This window comes from Coprococcus sp. TM115-187 (assembly GCF_027679115.1).
GTDB classification, from domain to species: domain Bacteria; phylum Bacillota; class Clostridia; order Lachnospirales; family Lachnospiraceae; genus Allocoprococcus; species Allocoprococcus comes.
Window position 1 is genome coordinate 13,080 of the sequence record NZ_JAQEKS010000027.1, and the last position, 26,070, is coordinate 39,149.

The window sequence follows — 26,070 nt, forward strand, 5'->3', positions numbered from 1 at the left end:
ACTTTTAATTATTGTTCCACGGTGTCGGCTCTGACTTTGAATCCCTGATCAGCTCATAGAGTTCATTCAGTTCCTGATCCGTAACCTTCCGGTATTCTCCCGGCTTTAAATTACCAAGTTCGATATTCATGATCCGCACTCTCCGAAGCTCCTTTACCTCGTAGCCAAGTACCTCACACATCCGGCGGATCTGCCGGTTGAGTCCCTGTGTCAGAATGATCTTAAATTTATATTTTCCAAGCTTTTCCACCTGGCATGGTCTTGTGACAGTATCCAGGATTGGGACACCACCCGCCATCTCCTTGAGAAATTCATCTGTTACCGGCTTATCAACTGTAACTTTATATTCTTTTTCATGTTTATTTGCCGCACGCATCATCCGGTTGATAATGTCACCGTTGTTCGTCATCAGAAGCAGTCCTTCCGAATCCTTATCCAGACGTCCTACATAAGTAATCCGTACCGGATAGTTAAGAAAACGTACAATACTGTCTCTCTCCCGTCTTTCCTCAGTACAGACAATTCCACGCGGCTTATTGACCGCAAGCACGATCATCTCTTCCTGTCTGGATACCTGCTTTTTCCCAATCCGGACAACCTGCCACGGCTCTACCTTCATTCCGGTCTCTGCACGCACACCGTCAACCGTCACCTGTCCGGCTGCTATCAGTTTGTCCGCTTCTCTTCTGGAACATACACCAGCTTCACTTAAATATTTGTTCAGCCGGACCGGTCCTTTATTTTCCGTGTCCAGAAACTGCTTTTCTATTTTATTTGCCATGTTTTTCTCCTGTTAATTCTCATCCAGTACCCCCGCCAGCATCCGGTCTTCAAAGAATGTATTGGCATTATACAGGAACAGCACATCATCAAACTGTTTATCTGACATCACAGAACTTAATTTACCGGTATAATAACGAGGGTCGATCACAACGATTTCCCGGTAATACGGAGCCAGAAGCGGAAGAAAACAGTTTGCATATGAATCTTTGAACACCAGAAGTCTGCGTTTTTCTGTCTGTGTTGACTGGATATCGATCATTGCATGATTTCCACCGAAGAATACGGAATATTGATCTCTCTCATCCAGTTTGGATGAATCATACATAGAAGCACTCTTTTTCTGTTCTTCCACATAATTGACTGCAACCTGTGGTGCATCCGCACTCTTTGGCAGATAAATATAGATTGGTTCCTTATAATCTGTCTCATATCCACTCTTTGCGGATAACGTTCCGTTAAAAGAATCCGATACCGCATAGGCTTTCATCTTAATTTCTTCACTCTTATCCAGTCCAAGCTGCGTCTTTGCTCCCTGGAATGCATACCATGCACCAAGAGAAGTCCAGTGATGATCCGTGTGATAATAAATTGCTTCATCCTTGTGAGCATCCAATACTTTTTCTGCATCGATCCAGTCATAAGAATCTCCAAGTTCTGCCTTTACACGGCTGATCTGTCTGCTCTGACTGGCAGTCACCGCAAATGCCGGAAGCTTGTCCTCCATAACATTTGCCGCATTCGGGACCAGCATCATATGCATCTGGATATCCGGATAACGCTCTTTAAAATTCTTCATTGCATCCAGATTCTCTTTCAGATCACTTTCATCTGCCACAGCAACATCTTCCATCAGATAATGATCCTTTCCTTTGAAAACACCACCTTCTTCTGTCCTCCCCGCCACACTGTCCGCAAATGTCTTAATTCTTACCCAGGTATCTCTTCCTGCAAACTGATCCGATACATACTCCTCGTACTGCTCCATAAACCTTCCGGAAGCAATTCCGGAAAGAGAAATTTCCGGTTTCTGCGCCAGCATACGCATTTCTTTTTCTGACATCTGCCTGTCTTTATGCATAAGGTTTACTCCGCAGCTGAGAATAAGGACTCCCAAAAATAAAAACGCACATACTGCCTGGATCTGTTTTTTCCCTCCTGGCAGAAAATACTTTGTTCTGTTTTTTTGTTTATTATTCTTTCTTTCTACCATTGTCTTTCCTTAAAATCTAAAATATAAAAATGGATTGTAACTTTCTGTCACCAGATATGCCACACACAGCACAAACAGTCCTGCCATCAGGCAGCCTGCCAGAACCGTATGCGGTCTTTCTTCATTAAATACCAGCCGCTTTCCGAGCAGATGCATAAACGGTGTACTTCCTATGATCCCTGCCACCCAGAAGAGCCAGTTTCGCATGATCAGGTACAATGCCTGGCTATCCATAAATCCGGTTGCACCCTGTCCGAACATATTGCCGATCCAGGTAAGTGCGCTTCCGAGTGTCGGGCTGAAGAACAGTACCCAGCCGAGCATGACCAGAATCATTGTGTAAAGTGTCTGGACTGCCCCCGGCAGCTTTGCAAGTATTTTTCCTGTAAAATATTTTTCAGTAATGAGGATCACTCCGTAGAAGAGCCCCCATACTACAAAGTTCCAGCTTGCCCCGTGCCAGAGACCGGTCAGGAACCATACAATCAGAAGATTCAGTAAATGCCGCGGAACCGTTACCCTGTTTCCTCCAAGCGGAATATACACATACTCGCGGAACCATGATCCCAGCGAAATATGCCATCTTCTCCAGAACTCGGTAACACTTTTGGAAATATACGGATAATTGAAGTTCTGCATAAACTCAAATCCGAACATCTTTCCAAGTCCGACTGCCATGTCCGAATAACCGCTGAAATCGAAATAAATCTGGAAAGTGTAGGCAAGACATCCAAGCCACGCAGTCACTACTGACATTCCATCCATCGCCGCGATATTTTCATAAATCGAACCAATCGTATTCGCCAAAAGCACCTTCTTTGCCAGTCCCATCACAAAGAACCAGGCACCGTATCCAAACTTCGTCAGTGATTCCTTTCTTTCACGCAGTTGTCTCTCCACATCTGCATACTGTACGATCGGACCTGCGATCAGCTGTGGGAACATTGTAACATAGGTTCCGAAATCAATCAGATTTACCTGTACGTCTACATTTCCCCTATATACATCAATGATGTAAGACAATGTCTGGAAAGTATAGAAAGAAATTCCTATTGGGAGTTCCAGTTTTCTATATGGAATATAGAACGGAAGGATCGCATTTAAATTTGTTACGATAAATCCGTAATATTTGAAAAATCCAAGAATAAACAGGTTTACAACGATCGTAAAGATCAGACTGCGCACCTGCGATTTTCTTCCTGCTTTTAATGCAATGTCCATTCCGCAAAAATAATTGAACAGAATGGAAATCAGCATCAGGAAGATATAGACCGGCTCTCCCCACGCATAAAATATGAGGGAAGCGATCAAAAGTACCACATTTTTTACCTTACGCGGCACCAAATAATATACCAACAGTGTAATTGGCAAAAATGTAAACAAAAATACCAGACTACTAAATAACATAACTTTTTCGTTTCCTTTTATCTACTTCAGGCTCTTTGTAAACGCCTTTTCTACAGTTTCAGCTTTTGGTGAAATAACAAAAAGCACGTATGTACCTTTCGTCTTAATGATCGAAGCATCCAGAAGCTTTACCTGCTCGGCCCCATATCCTTCAAAATTATCGAGCTGTGTCTTTTTTCGCTGTTCTGCGGCTTTCTCAACTGCCTCCGCCTCATTCTCATCCTTTGTTTTCACCAGAAGGAGCTCGTTAACTCCCATTGTTTCATTCGTATAATACAGTGTTATATCTTCATAATCCTTCGGATTGATCCCATAGAATCTCTTGATCTCCTGGGTTCCGGCAAGTGTCATGTTCTTGTCATCTGCCGCATCCACAACCGCTTTCTGTACATCTGCAAACGGTGTATCGCTGTCTCCCTTAGACTGAAAGATCAGACCGATATAGATAAGCAAAATAATTACCATCCCAGCTCTGATATTACGCAGAACTGTAAATTCCCCTTTTTTCTTTGTCATATTCCGGCCACCTCCGCCATATGTTCTGCCCAGATTGGATAATACTCCGCCTTCATATGCTCGCCATCCTGCTCATAATACTCATCTTTTACGATCTCTGTATTATCGATAAATGTAATTCCTTCTTCATCGCACATTGCTTTGAGTGCGGTATTATAATCCGGAATCTTGGCATAAACCGGCTCTTCTTCTTCTTTTTGGGCGGAAACAGGAAGAACACAGTTGATGTAGATCACTGCATCCGGCATCTGCTCACGCACATTTGCAAGTACCGCTTTGTACTTTTCAATAAATGCATCTGTATCTCCATCTGTTCCGGAAATATCATTCAGTCCAAGTGCCAGAAAAAGGACTTCCGGCTTTAATTCTGCAGCTGTCTTAATCAGATCACCGGTCTGATCAAGGTGCATTCCCTTTTCCGCTACAACCTTAGAAGTATCAAGCACATCATATACGGTAAAACCGGTTGTGATCGAATCTCCGAGAATCACCGCATGCGCAAATTTTTCGGACAACGGACGGTTCTGCCAGTCCTCTATCGCCTGTTTTTCTTCTTTTTCAATATTTGAAATTTTGGTCTCCACCTCAGATACATCTGCTTTTTCTAACTTCTTGATTGCTTTTACTCCTGCTGATGTATTCACCTTATCTGTTCCAAGATGCGAAAGACCAATACTTACGATTACCGTCAGTACAACAACCGCTCCTGCAATTTCCATCAGAACTTTTTTTCTTCTTTCTTCTGCCTGATGTTCTTTCTCCATCGTTCTTTTTTTCATGCTATGCATCCTATCTTTTATTAAAATATGAGTTTCATTTTCATTGAATCATGTAATAAATACTCTAACTTATTTATTTTACTTTCTTCTATTATAAAAGTCAAATCTTTAATAATGCCAAAATCACCAAATGTGCAGGGTAAAACACGTAAAAAAAATACTTTTTCACAAGAAAATGTTTCTGTGATTTTTTTCCGTTATAAAATACCAAAACACAGACTCCCGCTGCCAGTACTGCAATCATTGCCCCTGCTCCCGCTGCGATTCCTGCAACTCCCGGAAGTTCTGCTGTCACCGTAATCCCCAGAACAAGTGCTGCAATAAAAAAAGCCTTTTTCCGGCGCTTTGGATCCTCTCCTGCCCGGTAAAACCAAAGCGTATACAATGGAGCCAGAATTGCCCAGTCACAGATACTGCTTACTGCTATAATTCCCAGTACAACCAGACTTTTCTTTCCCGGATCTGATATTTTTTCCTCTGCGATCATCAGACACAGACACAGAAAAAGTGTAAATATCATATTTAAAGTATACCACGGTGCCAGATGATTCCGCGCAAATGCCAGATAATACGGAAGCTGTGAAATAACAGCAAAAATCAGCAGTCTTCCGGCATATTTTTTTACTGACCTTGTATAGCGGTATCCCTCAACCAGAAACCAGCACATGACCGGTGCCGTAAAATAACCGATATCCTTTAGCGCTTCGCAGGCAAAGGTTCCTGGCTGCAGAAATATATTTGCAACGTGATTGAGCAGCATAGTAAACACTGCAATGTATTTGATCTGATCCCGGTTTAATTCTATTTTCATCTTGTTATCCATCCTTTTTCTTTCCCGTATTGTATCAAATTCTTATGCATATCTCAAGATTTATGCTATACTGATACTATTACACTGATGACGGGAGGAAGTCTATGCTTATTTTTTCTCTGGATACAAAAAAATGCATGAACGCACTTTTACTGCATCCTGCATTTGATTCCTTTTTATTTATTGAAGGAGATATCACAACTTTTAATACCTTTCAATTTAACGGACGACTGAAAAAAGATTTCTTCAGTGCTGAAGAAAAAGAAGCTCTGGATGACCGGGAATATGCTCTCTGGAAGGAACTTCGCGAGTTTTGTCTTTCTCTAATCAAAGGAAAGCGTACTCCGCTGGGATTTCATTTTGTTCTTTCTATGTCAGCACCGAATATTGCACGGCTTCTCGAACAGGAACATCTTTCCTTTGCTCCGGCAGATGTGCAGGGACTGTACCTGAATTTTAAATATGACGGGACAAAACTTAGCTGTACGACAGGAACATCTATGAACCTGTTCACGCTGGACAAATCACTGGAGCAGGCATGGGACAAGATGGCGCAGCGGATTTTTGCAAAGTACGAGATTCCGTTTGAGGTTGAGTAAAATTTTGAAAATAGTGATGAGATAAAGAGCATAAAATACTGTATGCGGTATTTTATGCTCTTTGTCTTTCTACCGTTAATGACCTCGTTGACAAAATTCTTACACAATGCCTCAACTCGGAATTGCAAGAAGACGGTCGGCGGGTTCCGGAAAATCCGGAACCTTGGACCTGGTTCTGGGTAAATTCAGATATATGTTCCGTTTCTTATACGCGGGTAATGATTGCTGTCAGTAATTCCTGGAATTGCTCAGCCACCCGGTCGGCAGTTTGTTGGACTTCCTGGTGGTTCAGGTGTTGTGATGTCATGCCGGCAGCAAGGTTAGTGATGCAGGAGATGCCACAGACTTCGATTCCCATGTGACGGGCAGCGATCGTCTCGCAGGCGGTGCTCATGCCTACGGCATCAGCACCACAGGTGCGGTACATACGGATTTCTGCCGGGGTCTCATAAGAAGGACCGGTAAGCTGAAGGTATACACCTTCTTTCAGAGGAATGCCGAGTTTTTGGGCTTCTTTCTTTATGATCTGCTGCATCCGCTCACTATAGGCTTCACTCATATCCGGAAAACGGGTTCCAAGTTCTTCGACATTGGCACCGATCAGTGGATTAGGGATTCCACTCATAATCTGGTCTGTGATGAGCATGAGATCGCCCGGATGGAATCCGGTATTGATTCCGCCTGATGCATTGGTAAGAATCAGCTTCTTTGCGCCTAACATTCCCATCAGCCGCACCGGAAGCACCACATCTGTTACCGGATACCCTTCATAATAATGCACACGTCCCTGCATGATCACAACCGGAACTTCTTTTACATAACCAAATACAAATTGTCCTTTATGTCCCACAACTGTCGACACCGGAAAACCTTCAATTTCTGTATATGGAATGATCTGTTCTATCTTGATTTTTGATGCGTATTCGCCAAGACCGGAGCCAAGAATCACTGCCACTTCCGGTTTAAAATTCGTTTTTTGGAGAATGCTTTTCCGGCATATTTCCAGCTTTTCATAAATTTCATTGCTCATACAGAATTCCTCTTTTCTCTTATTCTTCAGAGTCAATCCTCTCTGTTTGTAGTTTCTTTATTTCAGCATTTTGCAAATTTTATCTTTTATAGAATCATCGGCAAATGCAGTATCAATTGCATTTTTCATCATCCGAAAGATTTCTTCGTCCCGGATTCCATAATTTTTCTGAATAAATTCCAGTTCTTTTGTAAGACTGGTGTTGCTTACCGTCCGGTTATCGGTGTTGACCGATACTTTTAAGCCTGCATCCAGAAATTCCCGCATCGGATATTCCGCCATGCTGTTTACAGATTTGGTCTGTAAATTGCTGATCGGACACATCTCGATACCAATACCTGCTTTTTTTGCCATTTTCCGGATCTCCTGGTTGCCACGCATCGCGATCCCATGCCCGATCCTTCCAGCTCCCACGTTTATCGAATCTATGACATTCTGTGGATTTCCACATTCTCCGGCATGGAGTGTAAAAGGCATTCCCATCTTCTTTGTCTCTGTAAAAATATCCATAAATTCAGACATCGGATACAATGCTTCTGCTCCTGCAAGATCTGCTGCACAAACTCCGGATCCCAGATATTCTCTTGCCGTCTTGATCATCCGCATATTATCCTCAGCGCTGTGATGCCGCATTGCACAGACGATCACACCATACTCGATTCCAAAATCTTTTTTCCCCTGCTCCATTCCGCTGATCATTGCTTCGATCACCTTCCGGCTGTCCATCTTTTTTGTCTCTGACAGAAGTGGAGCAAAACGGATCTCCGCATAACGAACATTTTCTTCGTTCATCTGGGAGAGCAGATCATACGCAGCTCCGGAAAGTCCCTCTTCATCCATAATACATCTGCCGGGAAGGTCAAATTTTTCCAGATATTCATTCAGACTTGTACAGTTTTCTGAAACACTGAGTTCTTCAGGTCTTACAGTTCTTCCAAGCCTTTTTTCAATAAATGGTCTGCTAAGAGAACCGTCCAGATGACAGTGAAGCTCAATTTTTGATAATTCTTTCAAGGTTTCCTGTGTCATTTTTCATTCCTTCTCTTTTTCCTTTTCTTCAAAAATCTTCTTTTGGAGTCTGAGTCCTTTCTCATTCTGTAAGATTAGATGGTCCGAAACCTTTTGGCAACATTTCTTTCAAGGTATAGATATCATAATGCTTTTCATCTACTGCAAGAATGATCTGAAATGTCTCCGGATCGCAGAATTCCATCATGACCTGCCTGCATACTCCGCACGGCGGTGCATACTCTGTCACAACACCGCCCTTTCCCCCTACAATACAGATTGCATCAAATTCTTTTACTCCTTCGCTGACTGCCTTGAAAAATGCGGTACGCTCCGCACAGTTTGTCGGTGTATAAGCCGCATTTTCAATATTGCATCCCGTATATATCCGTCCATTCTTTCCAAGCAGCGCAGCTCCCACTTTAAAGTCAGAATAAGGGGTATAAGAATATGCAAGCTGAGAAAGCGCGATTTCTATCATTTTTTTAATTTGTTCTTTTTTCATTCTCTTTTTTCCTGCTTTTTCTTGCTAAATAAGTTCATTCAGAATCGAATGTCCGATCGTTCCTTCCGGCATTTTTACACCAAAATTATCTGTGACCGTTGCCCCGATCACTGCAAAGGTATTTTTCTCCATAATCACGCCACCCTCATCCATCTTTTTGGAATACGCCAAAAACGGTACATATTCCCGTGTATGATCGGTTCCTGTGTAGGTCGGATCGTTTCCATGATCGGCGGTAATAATAAGAAGATCATCCTCCCGCAGATCATCCAGCAAAATTCCAAGATTTTTATCAAATCTCTCAATCTCATGTCCGTAGCCAACCGGATCGCGCCGATGCCCCCACTGTGCATCAAAATCAACCAGATTTACAAAGCACAGTCCGTCAAAATCTTTTTTGCAAATCTCAATGGTCTGCTCCATTCCATGCACGGAGCTGTTGGAATGATACGATTCTGTGATTCCTTCCCCGCAAAAGATATCATGGATCTTTCCGACTGCGATCACATCCTTTCCCGCATCTTTCAGTGCGTCAAGTGCAGTCTTTCCGGTCGGCTCAAGTGCATAATCCCTGCGGTTGCTGGTTCTTTTAAATTCACCCTTTTTCTTTCCTACATACGGTCTTGCAATGACTCGTCCCACGCGCCATTCATCCTTCATCGTGATCTCTCTTGCAATCTCACAGCACCGATACAGATTTTCCAGATCAAATGTCTCTTCATTTCCACAGATCTGCAATACAGAATCCGCAGAGGTATAGACGATCATTGCACCTGTTTCGATTTCTTCTTCCCCAAGGTCTTCAATGATCTTTGTTCCGCTCTCACTACGGTTTCCAATCACTTTTTTCCCGCAACGTTTTTCCAGTTCTGCAATCAGTTCCGGTGGAAATCCATGTTCGGTAAAGGTTTTAAATGGTTTTTCTGTATAAATTCCCATCATTTCCCAGTGTCCGGTCATCGTATCTTTTCCGTTACTCGCCTCTTTCAGTCTGGTAATTTTTCCAACCGGATTCTCGATTCCATACATCTTTCCCCCGGTATGCAGATTCAGCATACCAAGCTTCTGAAGATTTGGAATCTCCAGTGTTCCCATTCTGTCTAAAATATGACCAAATGTATCTACATCCCTGTCACCGAATTTCTCAGAATCAGGCATTGCACCAATTCCGAGCGAATCCAGAACGATCACAAAGATTCGTTTATATATTGTTTCTTTCATTTACCGATCCTCTTTGATCAACTTTCTGATGGCTTCCACTGCCACCTGTACTGCCATATCTGTATCATGTACTACCGGATTTTCAAGTCCCAGTTTTTCTCTTTCCTGATTTGCCATTACAAGGAAACACGCACCCACGCGTACATGAAGCTTTGCTGCCACAATGTAAAGTGCTGCCGTCTCCATCTCTGATGCCAGACATCCCAGTTTCTTCCAGGCTTCCCATTTATTGATCAGTTCATAACCTGCCGGCATCATCTCCGGCTCATGCTGTCCGTAAAATGCATCTTTTGACTGTACCACTCCGGTATAAAATTCACAGCACTTTTCCTTCGCCGCACTGACCAGTGCGTTCACCACCATAAGATCTGCCACCGCCGGATATTCGATCGGCGCATATTCTTTGCTTGTCCCTTCCATTCTGACAGCACCTGTAGCAACTACAATGTTCCCACTTTTTACTTCCGGCTGTATCCCACCGCAGGTTCCGATCCGTACAAATGTATCTGCTCCACATCTGGCTAATTCTTCCATCGCAATTGCTGCTGATGGCCCCCCGATTCCGGTAGATGTGGCACTTACCTTTACGCCGTCTAAAGTTCCTGTATAAGTGATAAATTCCCGGTTATCTGCAATCATTACCGGATCTTCAAAATACTGTGCTATTTTTTTGCAGCGCTTTGGATCTCCCGGGAGAATGACATAACGGCCGACTTCCCCGTTGGCCACCTGAATATGATATTGTCTGCTTATATCCTTTGAATAATTCTTCATCGTATCCACCGCCTCTCTTTTGTTATATTATACTATAAAAGACCAGGAAGTTCACCAACACTTTGTGGAAAGTGTTTCCAAATACAGCAAAAAAAGCCTGACCATTCAGACCTTTTCGCATAAGCGAAAACAAGAATCTGAATGATTCAGGCTTTTCCGGGTATCTACAGCAAAATTACTTTGCCAGTTTCATCATAATTTCATTACTGCGTTTCACAAATTCTGTCATCTCTTCCGGGCTGAGTGGCTTGTGTGCCAGCATTGCCAGGTCATATAACTGATGGCAGAACATTTCTGTATTTTCGCCATCTTTATGTGCTACAACATATTCTACCAGCGGATGATTTGCATTCAGGATCAGGGTTGCATTTGTTCCGAACATAGACGGATCCATGCCTGACATTCCATACATCTTCATCATTTCCTGCATACGGCGTGATTCTTCGGAAAGTGTAATCATAGATGCCACATTTTCATCTTTCATCTTTTCCACTTTTACTTCCAGTTTGTCATTGCCAAGTGCTTTGCGGAAGATTTCGACCAGACTGTCAGTTTTTTCTTTGAATGCTTCTTTTTCTTCTTCAGATACATCTTCTTTGAAGTGATCAGTCAGATCTGCATCGATTCTCTGGAACTTGATATGTTCGTTCTTCTGCTCCATCTGAGTAATAAATGGAGAATCAATATTATGTGACAAGATCACTGCATCCAGTCCCTCTTTTTTGAACATATTGATGTACTGGCTCTGCTGCTGTTCATCTGTTACATAGTAGATTGTTGTCTTCTCTGCTTCTTTCTTTTCTGCTGACTGCTCTGCATTTTCCCCTTCGGTCTTTTCCTCCGGCTCTGCTTTTCCGCCATTCTTTTCGATGCATTCTTTGAGTGTCATATACTTATGATCCAGGTTCTTGAACAGAACATAATCGCTCATCTTCTCGCAGAATTTTTCATCTTTCAGGCAGCCGAATTTGATAAATGGGCTGATGTCATCCCAGTATTTCTCATAGTTTTCTTTATCTGTCTTGCACATTCCTGAAAGCTTGTCAGCAACTTTCTTGGAAATGTATTCGGAGATCTTCTGTACAAATCCATCATTCTGCAGTGCGCTTCGTGATACGTTAAGCGGCAGATCCGGACAATCAATGACTCCTTTTAATACCATCAGGAATTCCGGAATAACTTCTTTGATATTGTCTGCGATAAATACCTGATTGTTGTACAATTTGATGGTTCCTTCAATGGAATCGTATTCGGTATTGATCTTAGGGAAGTACAGGATACCCTTTAAGTTGAATGGATAATCCATGTTCAGATGAATCCAGAACAGAGGTTCTTTGTAATCCATAAATACTTTCCGGTAGAAATCAATATAATCTTCTTTGCTGCATTCGTTTGGATGCTTTGTCCACAGCGGTGCCGGATCACTGATCGATACCGGGCGTTTCACGATCTTTGCTTTGTCGGATGCCGGTGAAACTTCAACCATTTCTTTTTCACCGTTCTCATTTTCTTTTTCTTCCATCTTGGCGTCTTCGTGGATATGTTCAACAACCGTATCGGTATCCAGGACTTCATCCTCCGGGATCGTCTCATATTCCGGTTCTGCATTTGCTTTGGATACAAAAATCTCTACCGGCATGAATGAACAGTATTTCTCAAGGACTTCGCGGATTCTGTATTCATTTGAAAATTCTACACAATCTTCATTCAAGAATAAGGTGATTTCAGAACCAACTTCCTCTTTATCCCCTTCTTCCATCTCATACTCTGTACCACCTTCACTTACCCAGTGTACCGGTTTTGCACCTTCTTTATAAGAAAGGGTATCAATATGAACTTCATCAGCTACCATGAAGGCAGAGTAGAATCCAAGACCAAAGTGTCCGATCATATCATCCTCTGTTGTCTTATCTTTGTATTTGTTCAGGAATTCGGTTGCTCCTGAAAATGCGATCTGTGTGATATATTCTTCTACTTCATCAGCAGTCATACCAAGACCATTATCGATGAATTTCAAAGTCTTCTCTTCCGGGTTTACAATAACCTGGATCTTTCCTTTATAACCATCCGGAAGTGTATATTCTCCCATCATGTCCAGCTTCTTTAATTTTGTGATCGCGTCGCATCCATTGGAAACAAGCTCTCTTGCGAAAATATCATGATCAGAATATACCCATTTCTTGATAATCGGGAAAATATTTTCGCTGCTGATTGAAAGACTACCTTTTTTTGCTGCCATTTTTATCACTCCTAAATTTCATATTCTATCTTTTTACGGTTTCAAATACCGTATTTTTCTGTCTATGAAATATCTTAATACCCTGATTTCTAAATGTCAATAGAAAATTAGCACTCTTTTGACAAGAGTGCTAATAATTCTGTGAAGAATATAAACTTTCTGTGAAATATATTTTCCGATTCTTTGTGTACCGTCTATAAGAAATCTTTGACATACACTTGCAAAAGCTTTTACTCCACGCTCTTCAAAGATTCCACCATATCGATCTTCTTCAGCTTGTAGAACATTACCCAGTTTACAAATAAAGAAAATGCTACAGTAAACAAGAAACTGTACAGATAACTCTGCCAGTGTATCTGACGTCCGAACATCGCTTCTTCCACCTCAACCGTCAGGATGATATACCGGTGAAGCAGATTACCAAGCACCATACCCACAACCGATCCAATGATCGTCAGCAGGATATTCTCTCTGTATACATAAGAGGCAACCTCTCCGTCGTAGAATCCCAGAACCTTCAAGGTTGCAAGCTCTCTCTGACGCTCGGTGATGTTGATATTGTTCAGATTGTACAGTACCACAAATGCCAGCATTCCGGCAGATACGATCAGTACCACGATGACCAGATTCAGGCTTCGCAGCATGTCATCCAGCCTTCCTTCAATACTGCTGGTATAACTTACATTCAGTACTCCATCCATCGACAGAAGCTTTGTTCCGATCTTCTCGATCTGATCATCCTTTCCGTCCTTTACACTGTAGATGATCGTGTTATATTCTGCCGGTACACCATATAATTCCTCGTATTTTTCCGGTGACAGATACAGGTAATGGCTCATATAGTTCTCGCAGATGGCGCCAACCGTCACCGTCTGGTCTCCCCTGTCCTCGTCCTCGATCGTAAGCTCATCTCCCACCTTTACATTCAGAAGGGATGCCATTTTCTCAGTCAGAATCACTTCGTCTTTTTTCAGTGAATAAACCTCGTCCTTATTGGTCCTGCTGTGGAAGCTTAAAAAGTCCTCAATCTTTTCATTATCCGATGGCACCATCAGATAAAGTGTCTTTTTACCGGATGCAGATTTTACATCGGTCTTCTGCATCCGCGCTTCGATCGTCTCTTTTATATCTGCATTCTGATCCAGATAATCATGGAGCTGTTGTCTGTTCTCTTCGGATATGTCGTCACTCATGTAGGTTGCCGCATCATAGAACTGCACCTTCTCATACTGCAGGCTGACGATCTCATAGATACAGTCCTTCAGTCCGAATCCGACTACCATCAGTGCCATACAGCCTCCGATTCCGAAAATGGTCATAAAGAATCGCTTCTTATACCGGATCAGATTCCGCACGGTCGATTTCCATGTAAAATTCAGATGCTTCCAGATAATTCCGATCCGCTCCAGAAGAATCCGCTTCCCCTGCTTCGGTGCTGCCGGACGCATCAGCTCTGCCGGTTCTGCTGCCAACTCTTTATAGCAGGATGCGATCGTTGCGATCAGTGTACATGCCACTGCGATTACCGAAGCCTGGAGTGCATAGCTCATATGGTACGGTACCAGGATCGCCGGCAGATGCTTATACAGGATCATATAAGCATAAATAATGATAAACGGCAGGATCTTTTCCCCGGCCAGTACTCCGAAAATACTTCCGCCAAGCGTTGCAATCAGAGCATAACCAATGTATTTCCCTGCAATTGCAGCTTTTCCATAACCAAGAGCCTTCATCGTTCCGATCTGTACACGCTGTTCCTCTACCATTCGTGTCATCGTTGTCAGACTGATCAATGCTGCCACCAAGAAAAAGAGTACCGGGAACACTTTTCCAATAGAACGCATGCGGTCTGCATTATCTCCGTATCCTTGATATTCCGTCAGTGCATCCTCTCTCGTCTGCACATACCACTTCGGATTTTCGATTTTTTTGATCTCAGCCTTTGCGTCTGCAATCTGCTGCTTTGCATCCGTCAGCTGCTTCTCTCCATCTGTAATCTTTGCCTGTCCGTCCGTGATCTGTTCTTCCGCTTCTTTTGCTGCCTGCTCATATTTACTCCGGCCATCCGCAAGCTCCTGTTCACCGGATGCAAGTTGTGCTTTACTTGCATTTAAAGTGTCCTCTTTTTCATTCAGAAGTGCCCATGCAGACAAGATCTGTGCTTTTCCGTCCGTAATCTGAGATTTTGTGCTGTCAAGCTGGGATCTGGCTGCTGCGATCTGACTCTTGCCGTCTGTAATCTGCCTGCCTGCACTTAACAGCTCTTCTTCCTGTGCGGCAAGTGTCTGCTCCTGCTGAAGAAGTGCTTTCTCTTTTGCATCCAGATCTTCTTTTTGCTCAGTCAGGCTGGTAATCTGTGCCTCCAGGTCTGCTTCTGTGGCAAAACCTGCCTTGTTCAGCATCTCCTGCTTTGTCTTTTCAAGCTGCTTCTTCTGTTCCTGCATACCGCCAAGCTGTGTATTTAAATTCTCCCACTTTTCCACATAAGCTTTTTCTTCTTCATTTCTATTCTCTTTAGGAATTTTTACATATTTCCGATATACATCGCTGTCCATTCCTTTCAGCTGCGTATTCAATCTTGCAATTTCTGAATCACACTGGCTGATTTCATCTTCAATCCCAGCCAGTTCGTCTTTCAGCCGATTAAGCGGTGCAAGTCCCTCGTCCAACCGTTTCTTCCCATCCGCGATCTGTGACTTTCCTGCTGGAATCTGTTCCTTCCCCGCCGTAATGATCGGCATATATTTCGAGTAATTGCTCAGATAAACCTGTTCCGCATCTGCAAGCTCCTGTTCTTTCTGATTCAACTGTGCTTTTCCGGATTCATACTGTGCCTCCGCTGAATCAAGCTGTGCCTGCTTATCATTCAGCTGCGCTTTTGCATCGGCAAGCTGTGTCTCGCCGTCTGCGATCTGCTGCTTTGCATCCGCAAGCTCTGCTTCTCCATCCGTAATCTGCTGCTTTGCTTTTTCCAGTTCTTCGGCTGCCTTGCTTTTCCCACTCTCCAGCTCTTTTTTCGCATCCTCCAGTTCCTGCGATTTTTCATTCACTGTCTTCTCTGAATCAGCAAGCTTTTCATTTGCCTCATCTACGATCTCCTGTTTGCGGACTGCACAGCGTTCCTCTTCGATTGCACTCACGGCTTCCTTTGCTGCATCCGACAGATTATTGTATTCATCAGTAAATGCAATTTTCTCTTCTGCACCGCTCACCTTCACATAAGCTTCCGTATAAACATCCATGTCAAAAGAGGATTTATCCACTACAACAAATCCACTGATCTCTCCGGTTCCGATCGTACTGCTTCCTCTTCCAAATGAAATATACAGCGGACTGTTCCCGATTCCGACAATCTTATATGTATCTGTAACCAGTGAATCAGTCAATGCCTCTCCATCGCCGGAATGGAAAGTTACCGTGTCGCCAACCTTCAGGTCTGTATAGCTCAGAAAATCTTCATCCACCAGACATTCTCCGGCTTTTTCCGGCAACCTGCCTTCCACAACCGAAACCTGATTAAAATTCTTCTGCATGCTCAGCATATGGACAACCTTTTCATTGTCTCCAACCGGGCAAAGCACGTCTTTGCTGTATCCGCCTTCTACAGCTTCAATTCCCGATACTTTTCCAATCGCTTTGATATCCGCTTTGGTAAGTCCCATGGTTCCCATTACCTTCAGATCCATCAGCTCCGAATCATCGAAATACTGATCTGCAGTGATCCGCATACTTGGCTCTGATGCACGGATTCCCGAATAAAATGCGACACCCAATGCTACGATAAAAAAGATTGATACAAACCGTCCCATCGTCTTTTTTATTTCTATTATAAAATCTTTGCGTAAAACATTTTTCTTCATCGGTCTTTACGTCCACCTACCATTCAATCGTCTCTACCGGAACCGGTCTTTCATTCAGCTTCATGCTTCCGACTTTTCCATTCTTCATCTTAATTACACGATCTGCCATCGGCGTGATCGCTGAGTTGTGTGTGATCAGGATCACTGTCATCCCTCGTTCACGACACATATCCTGTAAAAGCTTTAATATTGCCTTACCGGTATTGTAATCCAACGCCCCTGTCGGCTCATCACACAAAAGAAGCTTCGGGTTCTTTGCCAGTGCACGTGCAATCGATACCCTCTGCTGCTCCCCACCGGAAAGCTGTGCCGGAAAATTCTTCATACGGTCTGCCAGTCCCACTTCCCTAAGAACCATCTCCGCATCCAGCGGATCCTTACAGATCTGCAGTGCCAACTCTACATTTTCAAGCGCCGTCAGGTTCGGAATCAAGTTGTAAAACTGGAATACAAATCCAATATCATCCCTTCTATAGGAAGTAAGCTGCCTCGGCGAATACTTTACAATATTCTTTCCATCGATCCAGACCTCTCCACTTGTTGCCGTATCCATTCCCCCCAGAATGTTAAGCACTGTCGTTTTTCCCGCACCACTTGGACCTACCACAACTGCAAATTCACCTTTTTTTATCTGAAAATCAATTCCATCTGCTGCGGCAATCTCAACTTCACCCATACGGTAAATCTTACGGACATCCCGCATTTCAACAAATTCTTTCATCATCTTTCCCCCTTATCTGTAAAATTTTCTGCTTTTTTTTAATTTTAACATATTGGAAAAGCAAATCAAATATGAAGTCGTAAGATTATAAAACTTTCACATTTTCCATTTTCCACACCGTTTTTGGCTATATTGCACAATTTTACAGTATCATTTTTGTAACATTTGTCTTTTCTGCGAATTTACAGAAGAGCATACACATGGTATTATAATATCAAGTTAAGGATAGCACTTAACGAAACCAAATAAGACGTTTTCAGTATTTTGATACTTTTTATTTTCATTTCTCCTTTAATGAAATTACAGAAAAAGAGCTTACGACATTTCCCCCGATCATATGTCGCAAGCTCTTTTTCCGTTATCTGAATCTTTCCGGCATTCACAAATAGTATCCTCCTCTGTTTTTCCCACCCTGCTTCCGGAATATACTTTCAAAAATTACAGTTTTCCTTGTAACTTTCTGTAACTTCTTGTTAATTATTAGACATTATATATTTTTACCGTTAAAATTTCCTTTTTTTACATTCTTTTGTCAATCTTGTTTTGCACTTCGTTATTTTGCACAATTTTATTTTAACTTTGCAGTTCTTTTAGTTTTTTTTGCGAATATACAAAACTCCCTGCAAATGCTATTATAAAAACAAGTTAAGGATAACACTTAACCGAACAAAATAAGACGTTTTCAGTATTTTGATACTTTTTATTTTCATTTCTCCTTTAATGAAATTATTGGAAAAAGAGTTTACGACATTTCCCCCGATCATATGTCGTAAGCTCTTTTTCTATTTCAGGATTTTCATATCGGTCTCCTCATGTTCGAAAAATTTTTTATATTGACATTTATAATAAGCATTCATAATTCCTTCTTGAAAACACATTTGTTCTTATACAAAAATCATTTGCACTCATTTTTTTTGCATTTATGCAAGTTTTATTATCAATTTCCAAATTCCAAATAACCTTTTGTATAAATTGATTTTACCCCTGTTATTTTGCACAATTTTATTTTTCAAAGCTTTTTTCTTTTGTTTTTTTTGCGAATATACAAATTCCAAGCCTCTTGGTATTATAATATCAGCTTGAAGATAACAACTAGATAAGAATTCCTCGGTGGGGCGGCATCTTAGTCAGTCACAATTGCCCCACTTGATTAGGAATCAAAACCAAATAAGACGTTTTCAGTATTTTGATACTTTTTATTTTCATTTCTCCTTTAATGAAATTACAGAAAAAAGAGTTTACGACATTTCCCCCGATCATATGTCGTAAGCTCTTTTTTCATTCTACCCAACTCTTTTTCCATATATATTTTGCAGGATAAAAATCCCACTTTATTTCCATCCGCTAACTAAATTATTCAAAACTTCTTTCTTATAAACTTTTACCACGTTTCCAGGCGTCAGCATTCATTTTTCCGCCTCTCTTCTGCAGATCGCTACATGTTCTGTCAAAAGAAAATGGAAATGTCAACACGGCATTTCCATTTTCTTTCAAAGCTATTTTTCTGTCTTTATACATTTTCTTGCAAGAATACAGATCACGATGGTGATGACCATATCCGGGAGTGTATTTCCAAGCGGAATATCCACATTCATCAGAATACGGTAAAGTATAAAACCGATCACCCAGATTACACCATTCATGACATCCAGAGATACTTCCAGGCTGTCCTTTCTCTTCAGAATGAAGAAATCCGCAATCTGGATTGCGATCATCGGCGCGAATACAGAACCGATCAGGTACAGGAAATCGGTAATGTTGTCCATCGGATAAATGATTGCTCCGATCATTCCGATCACAGTTACAACAATTGCTGCATATTTCCCATTGATTTTTGAAAATACTGACTCTGACGAAATTCCTGCTGAGTAAGCATCCAGGAAGGTTGTCGTAACGGTAGAAAATACAATGATCAGAAGTCCTGCTATTCCAAGTCCAGCTTTTACCATGATACTTGCAATATCAGACTCTCCTGTGTAAATTGCAGCGTTCATACCAATCACGTACATCCAACAACTGACAACTCCATAAACAACGGTGCTGACTGCGGTTGCTTTTACCGGTTCTTTTGCTTCTCTTGTATAGTCACTGATCAGTGGCAACCAGGAAAGTGGCATGGCAACAGAAAGCTCTACTGCTGCACCAAACGTCATGGCATCTCCGCCTGCGCCAGCTACCGATCCGTCACCAAAGATCACTCTGCTGAGTACCAGTGTCAGGATAAATAAAGCAGCCATTGCAACCGTATTGATCTTGCCAAGATTTGTGATTCCGATCACAATCCATAAGATGATCAGTGCACCGATCACCAGACACCATACCCATCTGCCGGTATGAAGAACACCATTTGCTGCAAGTGCCCCATCATAAATCATAATCGCTGTCCAGCCAACCAGCTGCAGCACATTCAGGAAGGAGAAGAAGATTCCTCCCTTCTCGCCAAAACTCATTTTTACTGTTTCCATTGCACTTCGTCTGGTCTTTCCACCAATTACTCCGGCAAGGAAAAGCATCATGCATCCTATGATATGACCAATAATAATCGCCAGAACTCCTTTTCCGAATCCTAGCGGCGCAAAGTAAGTACCGGTCAGGATCTCTGCAAGGGACACGCCTGCCCCAAACCAGATCAGTCCATTTTCAAAGATAGAGGTTCTCTTTTCATTCATACTTCTATTCCTCCACTTTGCTTTCTGTATATTCATTTTTAATTGCAAATCCGTGATTCATCGGACCACTGCCTTTGCCAAGATCCAGCATTGCTGCAAGTGCTCCGGAAATATATTTCTTCGCACGTTCTACTGACTCATCCAAATCATATTCTTTTGCAAGATTTGATGCGATCGCACTGGATAAAGTACATCCTGTTCCGTGCGTGTTCGGATTGTCGATTCGCTCTCCGTAGAACCACTTATATCCACCATCTCTCCACAGCAGATCATTGGCATCGTTCAGTTGATGCCCGCCCTTACAAAGAACTGCACAGTGATATTTGGTGCCGATCTCTTCTGCTGCTCTTATCATATCCGCCTGCGACTGGATTTTCATACCTGCAAGCACTTCTGCTTCCGGGATATTCGGAGTCAGAACGGTTGCCATCGGAAGCAGGCAGCTCTTCAGCGCATCAATCGCTTCCTCGCTGATCAGTCTTGCTCCACTTGTTGCTACCATAACCGGATCAACTACAATATTTTTCGCATCATATTCTTTTAATTTGTCTGCGATCTTTGTAATCAGACCACTTGAAGATACCATTCCAATCTTCACTGCATCCGGGTAAATATCCGTGAAAATATTATCCAGCTGTTCTCCTAGGAATTCCGGCGTTACCTCCATAATTCCGGTAACTCCGGTTGTATTCTGTGCAGTAAGAGCCGTAATTGCGCTCATAGCATAGACTCCGTTACTGATCATTGTTTTGATATCTGCCTGGATACCTGCTCCTCCGCTTGAATCGCTTCCTGCAATTGTAAGTGCTGTTCTCATTTAACTCTCTTCCTCTCTTTTTCCATAATTCTAAATATTTTGTAACTGTTCAGAGCCAAGCAAAATTTCATAAAACAGGTGTAAAATGCTTGCATTTTTAAGACTGTTTTTGAAATTTTATTTGGCGGATACGCCACACCAACGAAATGCGTAGCATTTTGGAGGTTGGCTCTGAACAGTTACACTATTTTATATAAAAAGAATGTGCCTTGGCACATTCTCGCGCCAAACGCAGTCGCTTGCGACATTCTTCATCTTCGTGCGAGTGCGCATCTCCGGCACGCAGTGCCTTTTATTTCATAGGAAGTTCCTTCGGAATTTCCTATGAAATAAAAGAAACACCTGTCATGCACAAGTGTCTCTGAAAAAATCAATATGACTTCCTGCGACGGCATGATCCGTATCAGGTAAAAAGGGGGCGATGCTCTTTTGCTTCCTCTCAGTCTGTCTTTCACCGGCTCCCTCCGTCTTTATTATTCTGTCTCTCCAAGTGTTGTCTGCTTTGTAACTCCTGTTAAACTCTCTCTGGTTCTGGATAAGCCTCTCCAAAAGTTTCAACAGTCACTTTTTTCATCTTCTGTTCTTCCAGCGGTCTGTCACTGTAGTCTGTTGCCGTCTCAGCAATTTTATTTACAACATCCATACCTTCTGTAACTTTACCAAAAGCTGCATATGCGCCGTCAAGATGTGGCGAAGTCTTATGCATGATGAAAAACTGTGATCCTGCCGAATCCGGATGCATTGCACGCGCCATAGAAAGAACGCCCGGTTCATGCTTCAGATCATTTGCAAAACCGTTCTGCTTAAATTCTCCCTTGATACTGTATCCAGGGCCACCCATTCCGGTTCCATCCGGGCATCCACCCTGGATCATGAATCCACTGATGACACGGTGGAAGATCAGTCCATCATAAAATCCCTTATTTACAAGAGATACAAAGTTATTTACTGTATTCGGTGCGATTTCCGGATATAATTCCGCTTTGATCACATCGCCATTTGCCATTTCAAATGTTACTACTGGATTTGCCATTTTATACAATCTCCTTTTCATTGATTTCTCTACCTATTGTAACGGAACTTTTCCCGTCCGTAAATAGTTTTTAGAAAGTCTTTATACATTTTCCAGACAATATCCGATCCCCAGAAACCAGTGCCAGATAAAATCCTCAAACTTCTCTTTATTCTTATGCCGGAGCATCAGATGCTTTCTCCTCCGGTTTCAGTGTCGATAAAAACACAGCAGCCAGAATGATAACACCACCAAGGCACTCTCTGAAACTTGGAACTTCTTTCAGAAACAGAAATGCGCTTAAAGTCCCATACACCGGTTCCAGTCCGGATAAAATTCCGGCAATCCTTACCTTCACAGTCCGAAGTCCACTGATAAATAAAGAATGTGCAACTGCTGTAAAAATAATTCCAAGCATCATCAATACGCCTGCATCTGCAAGTGTAATCACCGGCTTCAACACAAACATCATTGGGATCAACACGATCGTTGCGGTTCCCTGTTCATAAAGCGACACCAGTGTTGCCGGATATCTGCTGGAAAAACGGCGATTCATCAGTGACAATATTGCATAGGTAAATGCACTCAGAAGTCCCCACAGAACTCCCTGTGTAATCTGATTATCCATCTGAAATGCGGGTACGATAAAGAATACTCCGACCAGCATCATCAGTGTACAAAACACATCCGATTTCTTCAGTTTTTCATGGAACAGGTATGGCTCCAGAAAAATAACAAATACCGGAAAAGTTGATACCGTAAGCGTACCAACTGCAACCGTCGAACTCTGGATCGACTGCATATAACTACTCCAGTGTATTGCTAAAACTGCACCTGCTCCGACCATCCACAAATAATCACTTTTCTCCTCCAGGCGAATTTTCTGCTTTTTAAAACGCAGAAAAATCCAGAGGAAAATAGATGAAAAAAATACCCTTCCAAGCACGATGATCACCGCAGGCAGATCCACAAGCTTGGCAAACAGTCCGACAAAACCAAACAATGCCACAGCAACATGTACTGAAATTAAACCTTTTCTCTGACTCTCCTTCATATGAAAACCTTTCTCTATTCAGGCTGATCTACCCGGAAATGTTCCATTAAAATCGGCATATATTCCTTACTGTATTCTCCAAGCGAATAATTTCCTCTGTTCAGACACCAGTCTGATACCAGTGCCCGCTCACAGAGTGAATAATACTTGGTAATCTCCTGGATACTCTTCTCTCTGCTGATCTGATTTCGCACATGTCCCTCTTCTATGATCCTGCTGATCAGCTTGTAATAAGTACGGTTCTGATCCAGAAGATTCCTGTCTCCCTTGGCAATCAATTGTGTTGAATATAAGGATGATAACAATGCTACATCAATCTTTTGCTCCATAAATGAATGCGACCGGTAATTGAGATACATCAGTTTATCAAAACTGTTCATTTCCGGATCCAGTTCATCTTCAAGCTTTGCATAATTCTCATCCAGAATAGTTGACAATGTATCAAGCAGAGAATCTTTGCTGCTGAAATAATAATAGAATGATCCTTTTGATGTCTCAGAAAGACGAATGATATCATCTACTGTCGTATCATCATATCCTTTTTCATAGAACAATTCCCATGCGGCATCTACAATCCGCCGCTTTACATTCTGTTTTGCTGCCATCTATCTACCTCCTATGGTATCATGTTCCACGCGGAGCGTTTTTTATTATCAGGAAAGACCTTTCTTAACAGATAAAAAAAGACCGGCTGCGTCATACGCCCCGGTCCTTTTCAGGTTTACGTGGACATGTTTTTCCCCGTAAACAAGTATATCGTATCTACATTCCTTTTGCAACATCAACACAGGCCTTCATTGCATCAATGACTGCACTTCTGAATCCGTGTTCTTCCAATACACCTACGGCTTCAATCGTTGTTCCTGCCGGTGAGCATACCATGTCTTTGAGTTCTCCCGGATGCTTTCCTGTTTCAAGAACCATCTTCGCACTTCCAAGAACTGCCTGTGCTGCAAATTTGTATGCCTGTGCTCTCGGCATTCCTTCTGCAACAGCGGCATCTGCCATTGCTTCGATAAACATAAATACATATGCCGGTGAACTTCCGCTTACTGCAACAACTGCATCCATCATATGCTCTGTCACAACTTCTACCTTACCAAATGCAGAAAGGATCTTGCATGCATAATCAAGTTCTTCTTTTGTTACATGTTCATTCGGTGTGGCAGCTGTCATACCTTCTCCAACCATAGCCGGAGTGTTCGGCATTGTACGAACAATTTTAACATCTTTTCCAAACTGTTCGGCAAGCCATGCAAGTGTCTTTCCTGGTGCAATCGTGATAATAAGCTGTTCCGGTCTTACCAGATCTTTTACTTCCTGGATGACATCTGCATAAAACTGTGGTTTTACAGAAAAAATAACAACTTCTGACTTTTCAATTACTTCTTTATTGCTATCGGTAACATTGATTCCATAAAGTTCTTTTACTTTTTCGCGACCTGGTGCAAAAAGATCTGCTCCGATGATTTCTTCCGGTTTGAATACGTTACTTTTAATAACGCCTCCCATAATTGCTCCTGCCATATTACCTGTTCCGATAAATCCTAATTTCATAGTTTTTCTCCTCCTGATGAACTTAAAACCTTATACATTTACATTTTTAATTTGTATACAATCGTTTAATTTGTATACAAATTTTCTTCTGCATTCAATGTATCACTTCTCCTGTTTAAAGTCAACATTTTCACAATAGAAAATGCCGTTTTCCGTCGAAAATACATGCACCATTGTATACAATCACCAGTCTGTACTCTTATACTAAACGCGACTTTACATATACACAATTTTGTTTTTTACAAACCCCGTTTTAATGTGTTATACTTAATATATTCACCAGACAGAGGGGGATTTCACATGGCTGAAAAAAGGAAATCACTTGCCGATCAGGCTTATGAAATTATCAAAAATAATATTATGAATCTGACTTATCCACCGGGAATGCCTCTTACAGAAGCACTTCTGACAGAAGAACTTGGTATGAGCCGTAATCCGGTACGCACTGCGCTCAAAATGCTGCAGTCTGAAGGTCTGATCGTTACCGATTATTATAAATCCATGACTGTAAAAGAAATCACCGATAAAGATATCAATGAACTTTATCAGCTCCGCGAACTCTTAGAGGGCAGTGCATTTAAACTAATCTTTAAAAGTGGAAAAGCGGAAGAATATTCCTATCGAATTGAAGAAAAAGTGGTACATATGTGTGCGGTTGCTTCCGATGTTTATGAGTGGGAGCTTGCTGATACGCAGATGCATCTGGAAATCGTCAGCATTTTCAATAATGACCGGATCACCAAATTCTACGAATCCAATTTATCAGAGCTGGTAAGAGTGGGCATGTATTCGCTGAAAAACGGCATGCGGATCGTTCCAACAAATGAGAATTTGAAAAAAATGGTTAAATATATGCGTAAAAATGATTATGAGCGGGCTTTTGCAATTCTGAAAAAAGACCATTTTATGCAGGGAAAAGACAGCGCCATGAAAGAAGAACTGAAAAACGAGTAATTTTCATTTATAAGATATTAAAGGAAGTGCTAACACATGATGAAACTAGAAACTCCAATTGGAAAATTTACTACTGACTCTTATAAAATTCCTGCGGAAGACACTTTGGCTGTGTCTCCTGCAATCATTTCGTTCTCTTCTGATGATTACAAAATCATCACCATCGATCAATTTATCCAAATTGGTACAGATGTCTATACCCCTCTTTTACATCAAAATTGTATGTCTCCTGATCAAAAAACCATCTACCCACTGACTATCGAACAGCATGATTCAGACCGGATTACTCTTTCTGATCATTATCATTCTATAATTTTAGAGCTCAATAACTTACCGGATCTGCAGGTAAAGCCGTGGTATCCTGTTATTAAAAAAAAGAACTGCATACCATGTACAAATTGTGGAAGATGCAGCTGGTAGTCTGCATCTTTATTAAACAGCATGAATGACTCTTCTGCATTTTTTTCCAGGCTGATCACCTCTGAGCAATAAAAAAACTGCAAACCCTTACGGTCTACAGCTCCCTTACTTTTTCATGTACCTT

23 protein-coding genes are annotated in these 26,070 nt (G+C 41.9%); 3 read left to right on the forward strand and 20 right to left on the reverse strand.

Annotated elements, in window-relative coordinates; translation table 11 throughout:
• Positions 1-4: 4 nt before the first annotated feature.
• From PGW42_RS13580 to PGW42_RS13605, 6 genes are all read right to left on the reverse strand, one after another.
• Entirely contained in the window at positions 5-781 is a 777-nt protein-coding gene (locus tag PGW42_RS13580) for a pseudouridine synthase (protein WP_117835494.1), read from the reverse strand.
• Between the two features lie 12 nt (positions 782-793).
• Entirely contained in the window at positions 794-1,861 is a 1,068-nt protein-coding gene (locus PGW42_RS13585; RefSeq protein ID WP_055249146.1) for a DHHW family protein, read from the reverse strand.
• A 141-nt stretch (positions 1,862-2,002) separates the two neighbouring features.
• Positions 2,003-3,400 (reverse strand): MBOAT family O-acyltransferase, encoded by a 1,398-nt coding sequence (locus PGW42_RS13590; RefSeq protein ID WP_117835495.1) that lies wholly within the window; start codon positions 3,398-3,400, stop codon positions 2,003-2,005.
• 21 nt (positions 3,401-3,421) lie between these two features.
• Positions 3,422-3,916, reverse strand: a complete 495-nt coding sequence (locus PGW42_RS13595) for a DUF4358 domain-containing protein (protein ID WP_022220849.1) — start codon at positions 3,914-3,916, stop codon at positions 3,422-3,424.
• Positions 3,913-4,695 carry a GDSL-type esterase/lipase family protein gene (locus PGW42_RS13600; protein ID WP_182450879.1) on the reverse strand — a complete coding sequence of 261 codons (783 nt, stop codon included), beginning with the start codon at positions 4,693-4,695 and terminating at the stop codon, positions 3,913-3,915. The genes PGW42_RS13595 and PGW42_RS13600 overlap by 4 nt, the downstream gene beginning before the upstream one ends.
• Positions 4,696-4,795: 100 nt before the next feature.
• The gene (locus PGW42_RS13605; protein WP_270203233.1) at positions 4,796-5,506 is read right to left on the reverse strand and encodes a TraX family protein; all 711 of its coding nucleotides are present in this window, start codon (positions 5,504-5,506) and stop codon (positions 4,796-4,798) included.
• Between the two features lie 104 nt (positions 5,507-5,610).
• Between PGW42_RS13605 and PGW42_RS13610 the strand changes: the two genes are divergently transcribed.
• Positions 5,611-6,105 (forward strand): DUF5721 family protein, encoded by a 495-nt coding sequence (locus tag PGW42_RS13610; RefSeq protein ID WP_022220846.1) that lies wholly within the window; start codon positions 5,611-5,613, stop codon positions 6,103-6,105.
• 205 nt (positions 6,106-6,310) lie between these two features.
• On the opposite strand, the gene PGW42_RS13615 is transcribed toward PGW42_RS13610, so the two are convergent.
• The 14 genes from PGW42_RS13615 to proC form a co-directional block, all read right to left on the reverse strand.
• Positions 6,311-7,135 carry a purine-nucleoside phosphorylase gene (locus tag PGW42_RS13615; protein WP_270203232.1) on the reverse strand — a complete coding sequence of 275 codons (825 nt, stop codon included), beginning with the start codon at positions 7,133-7,135 and terminating at the stop codon, positions 6,311-6,313.
• Positions 7,136-7,192: 57 nt separating this feature from the next.
• On the reverse strand, positions 7,193-8,164 hold the full coding sequence (add, locus tag PGW42_RS13620; RefSeq protein WP_270203231.1) for an adenosine deaminase: 972 nt from the start codon (positions 8,162-8,164) through the stop codon (positions 7,193-7,195).
• Between the two features lie 61 nt (positions 8,165-8,225).
• Complete coding sequence (locus PGW42_RS13625; RefSeq protein ID WP_195255819.1) at positions 8,226-8,648, reverse strand: cytidine deaminase; 423 nt, start codon at positions 8,646-8,648, stop codon at positions 8,226-8,228.
• A 24-nt stretch (positions 8,649-8,672) separates the two neighbouring features.
• Positions 8,673-9,869: a phosphopentomutase gene (locus PGW42_RS13630; RefSeq protein WP_270203230.1), complete on the reverse strand. Its 1,197-nt coding sequence runs from the start codon at positions 9,867-9,869 to the stop codon at positions 8,673-8,675.
• Positions 9,870-10,643 (reverse strand): uridine phosphorylase, encoded by a 774-nt coding sequence (udp, locus tag PGW42_RS13635; RefSeq protein ID WP_270203229.1) that lies wholly within the window; start codon positions 10,641-10,643, stop codon positions 9,870-9,872.
• Between the two features lie 175 nt (positions 10,644-10,818).
• The gene (gene htpG, locus PGW42_RS13640) at positions 10,819-12,882 is read right to left on the reverse strand and encodes a molecular chaperone HtpG (RefSeq protein WP_270203228.1); all 2,064 of its coding nucleotides are present in this window, start codon (positions 12,880-12,882) and stop codon (positions 10,819-10,821) included.
• Between the two features lie 230 nt (positions 12,883-13,112).
• Positions 13,113-16,742 (reverse strand): FtsX-like permease family protein, encoded by a 3,630-nt coding sequence (locus PGW42_RS13645; protein ID WP_270203227.1) that lies wholly within the window; start codon positions 16,740-16,742, stop codon positions 13,113-13,115.
• Positions 16,743-16,758: 16 nt separating this feature from the next.
• A complete protein-coding gene (locus PGW42_RS13650; RefSeq protein WP_022220838.1) occupies positions 16,759-17,463 on the reverse strand; it encodes an ABC transporter ATP-binding protein in 705 nt (234 codons plus the stop codon).
• Between the two features lie 1,496 nt (positions 17,464-18,959).
• Complete coding sequence (gene cytX / locus PGW42_RS13655) at positions 18,960-20,132, reverse strand: putative hydroxymethylpyrimidine transporter CytX (RefSeq protein ID WP_022220836.1); 1,173 nt, start codon at positions 20,130-20,132, stop codon at positions 18,960-18,962.
• Positions 20,133-20,136: 4 nt separating this feature from the next.
• Positions 20,137-20,949 (reverse strand): bifunctional hydroxymethylpyrimidine kinase/phosphomethylpyrimidine kinase, encoded by an 813-nt coding sequence (gene thiD, locus PGW42_RS13660; protein WP_022220835.1) that lies wholly within the window; start codon positions 20,947-20,949, stop codon positions 20,137-20,139.
• A 514-nt stretch (positions 20,950-21,463) separates the two neighbouring features.
• Positions 21,464-21,982 (reverse strand): peptidylprolyl isomerase, encoded by a 519-nt coding sequence (locus PGW42_RS13665; protein WP_022220834.1) that lies wholly within the window; start codon positions 21,980-21,982, stop codon positions 21,464-21,466.
• Positions 21,983-22,136: 154 nt separating this feature from the next.
• Entirely contained in the window at positions 22,137-23,015 is an 879-nt protein-coding gene (locus tag PGW42_RS13670) for a DMT family transporter (protein ID WP_117835506.1), read from the reverse strand.
• Between the two features lie 14 nt (positions 23,016-23,029).
• Positions 23,030-23,620, reverse strand: coding sequence for a TetR/AcrR family transcriptional regulator (locus tag PGW42_RS13675; protein ID WP_022220832.1), 591 nt, complete (start codon positions 23,618-23,620; stop codon positions 23,030-23,032).
• Between the two features lie 157 nt (positions 23,621-23,777).
• Entirely contained in the window at positions 23,778-24,572 is a 795-nt protein-coding gene (gene proC / locus PGW42_RS13680; protein ID WP_022220831.1) for a pyrroline-5-carboxylate reductase, read from the reverse strand.
• 300 nt (positions 24,573-24,872) lie between these two features.
• Here proC and PGW42_RS13685 point away from each other — a divergent pair, with 300 nt between their 5' ends.
• Together PGW42_RS13685 and PGW42_RS13690 are read left to right on the forward strand one after the other, a co-directional pair.
• Positions 24,873-25,526: a GntR family transcriptional regulator gene (locus PGW42_RS13685; protein ID WP_270203226.1), complete on the forward strand. Its 654-nt coding sequence runs from the start codon at positions 24,873-24,875 to the stop codon at positions 25,524-25,526.
• A gap of 36 nt (positions 25,527-25,562) precedes the next feature.
• On the forward strand, positions 25,563-25,946 hold the full coding sequence (locus tag PGW42_RS13690) for a hypothetical protein (protein ID WP_270203225.1): 384 nt from the start codon (positions 25,563-25,565) through the stop codon (positions 25,944-25,946).
• Positions 25,947-26,070 lie beyond the last annotated feature (124 nt).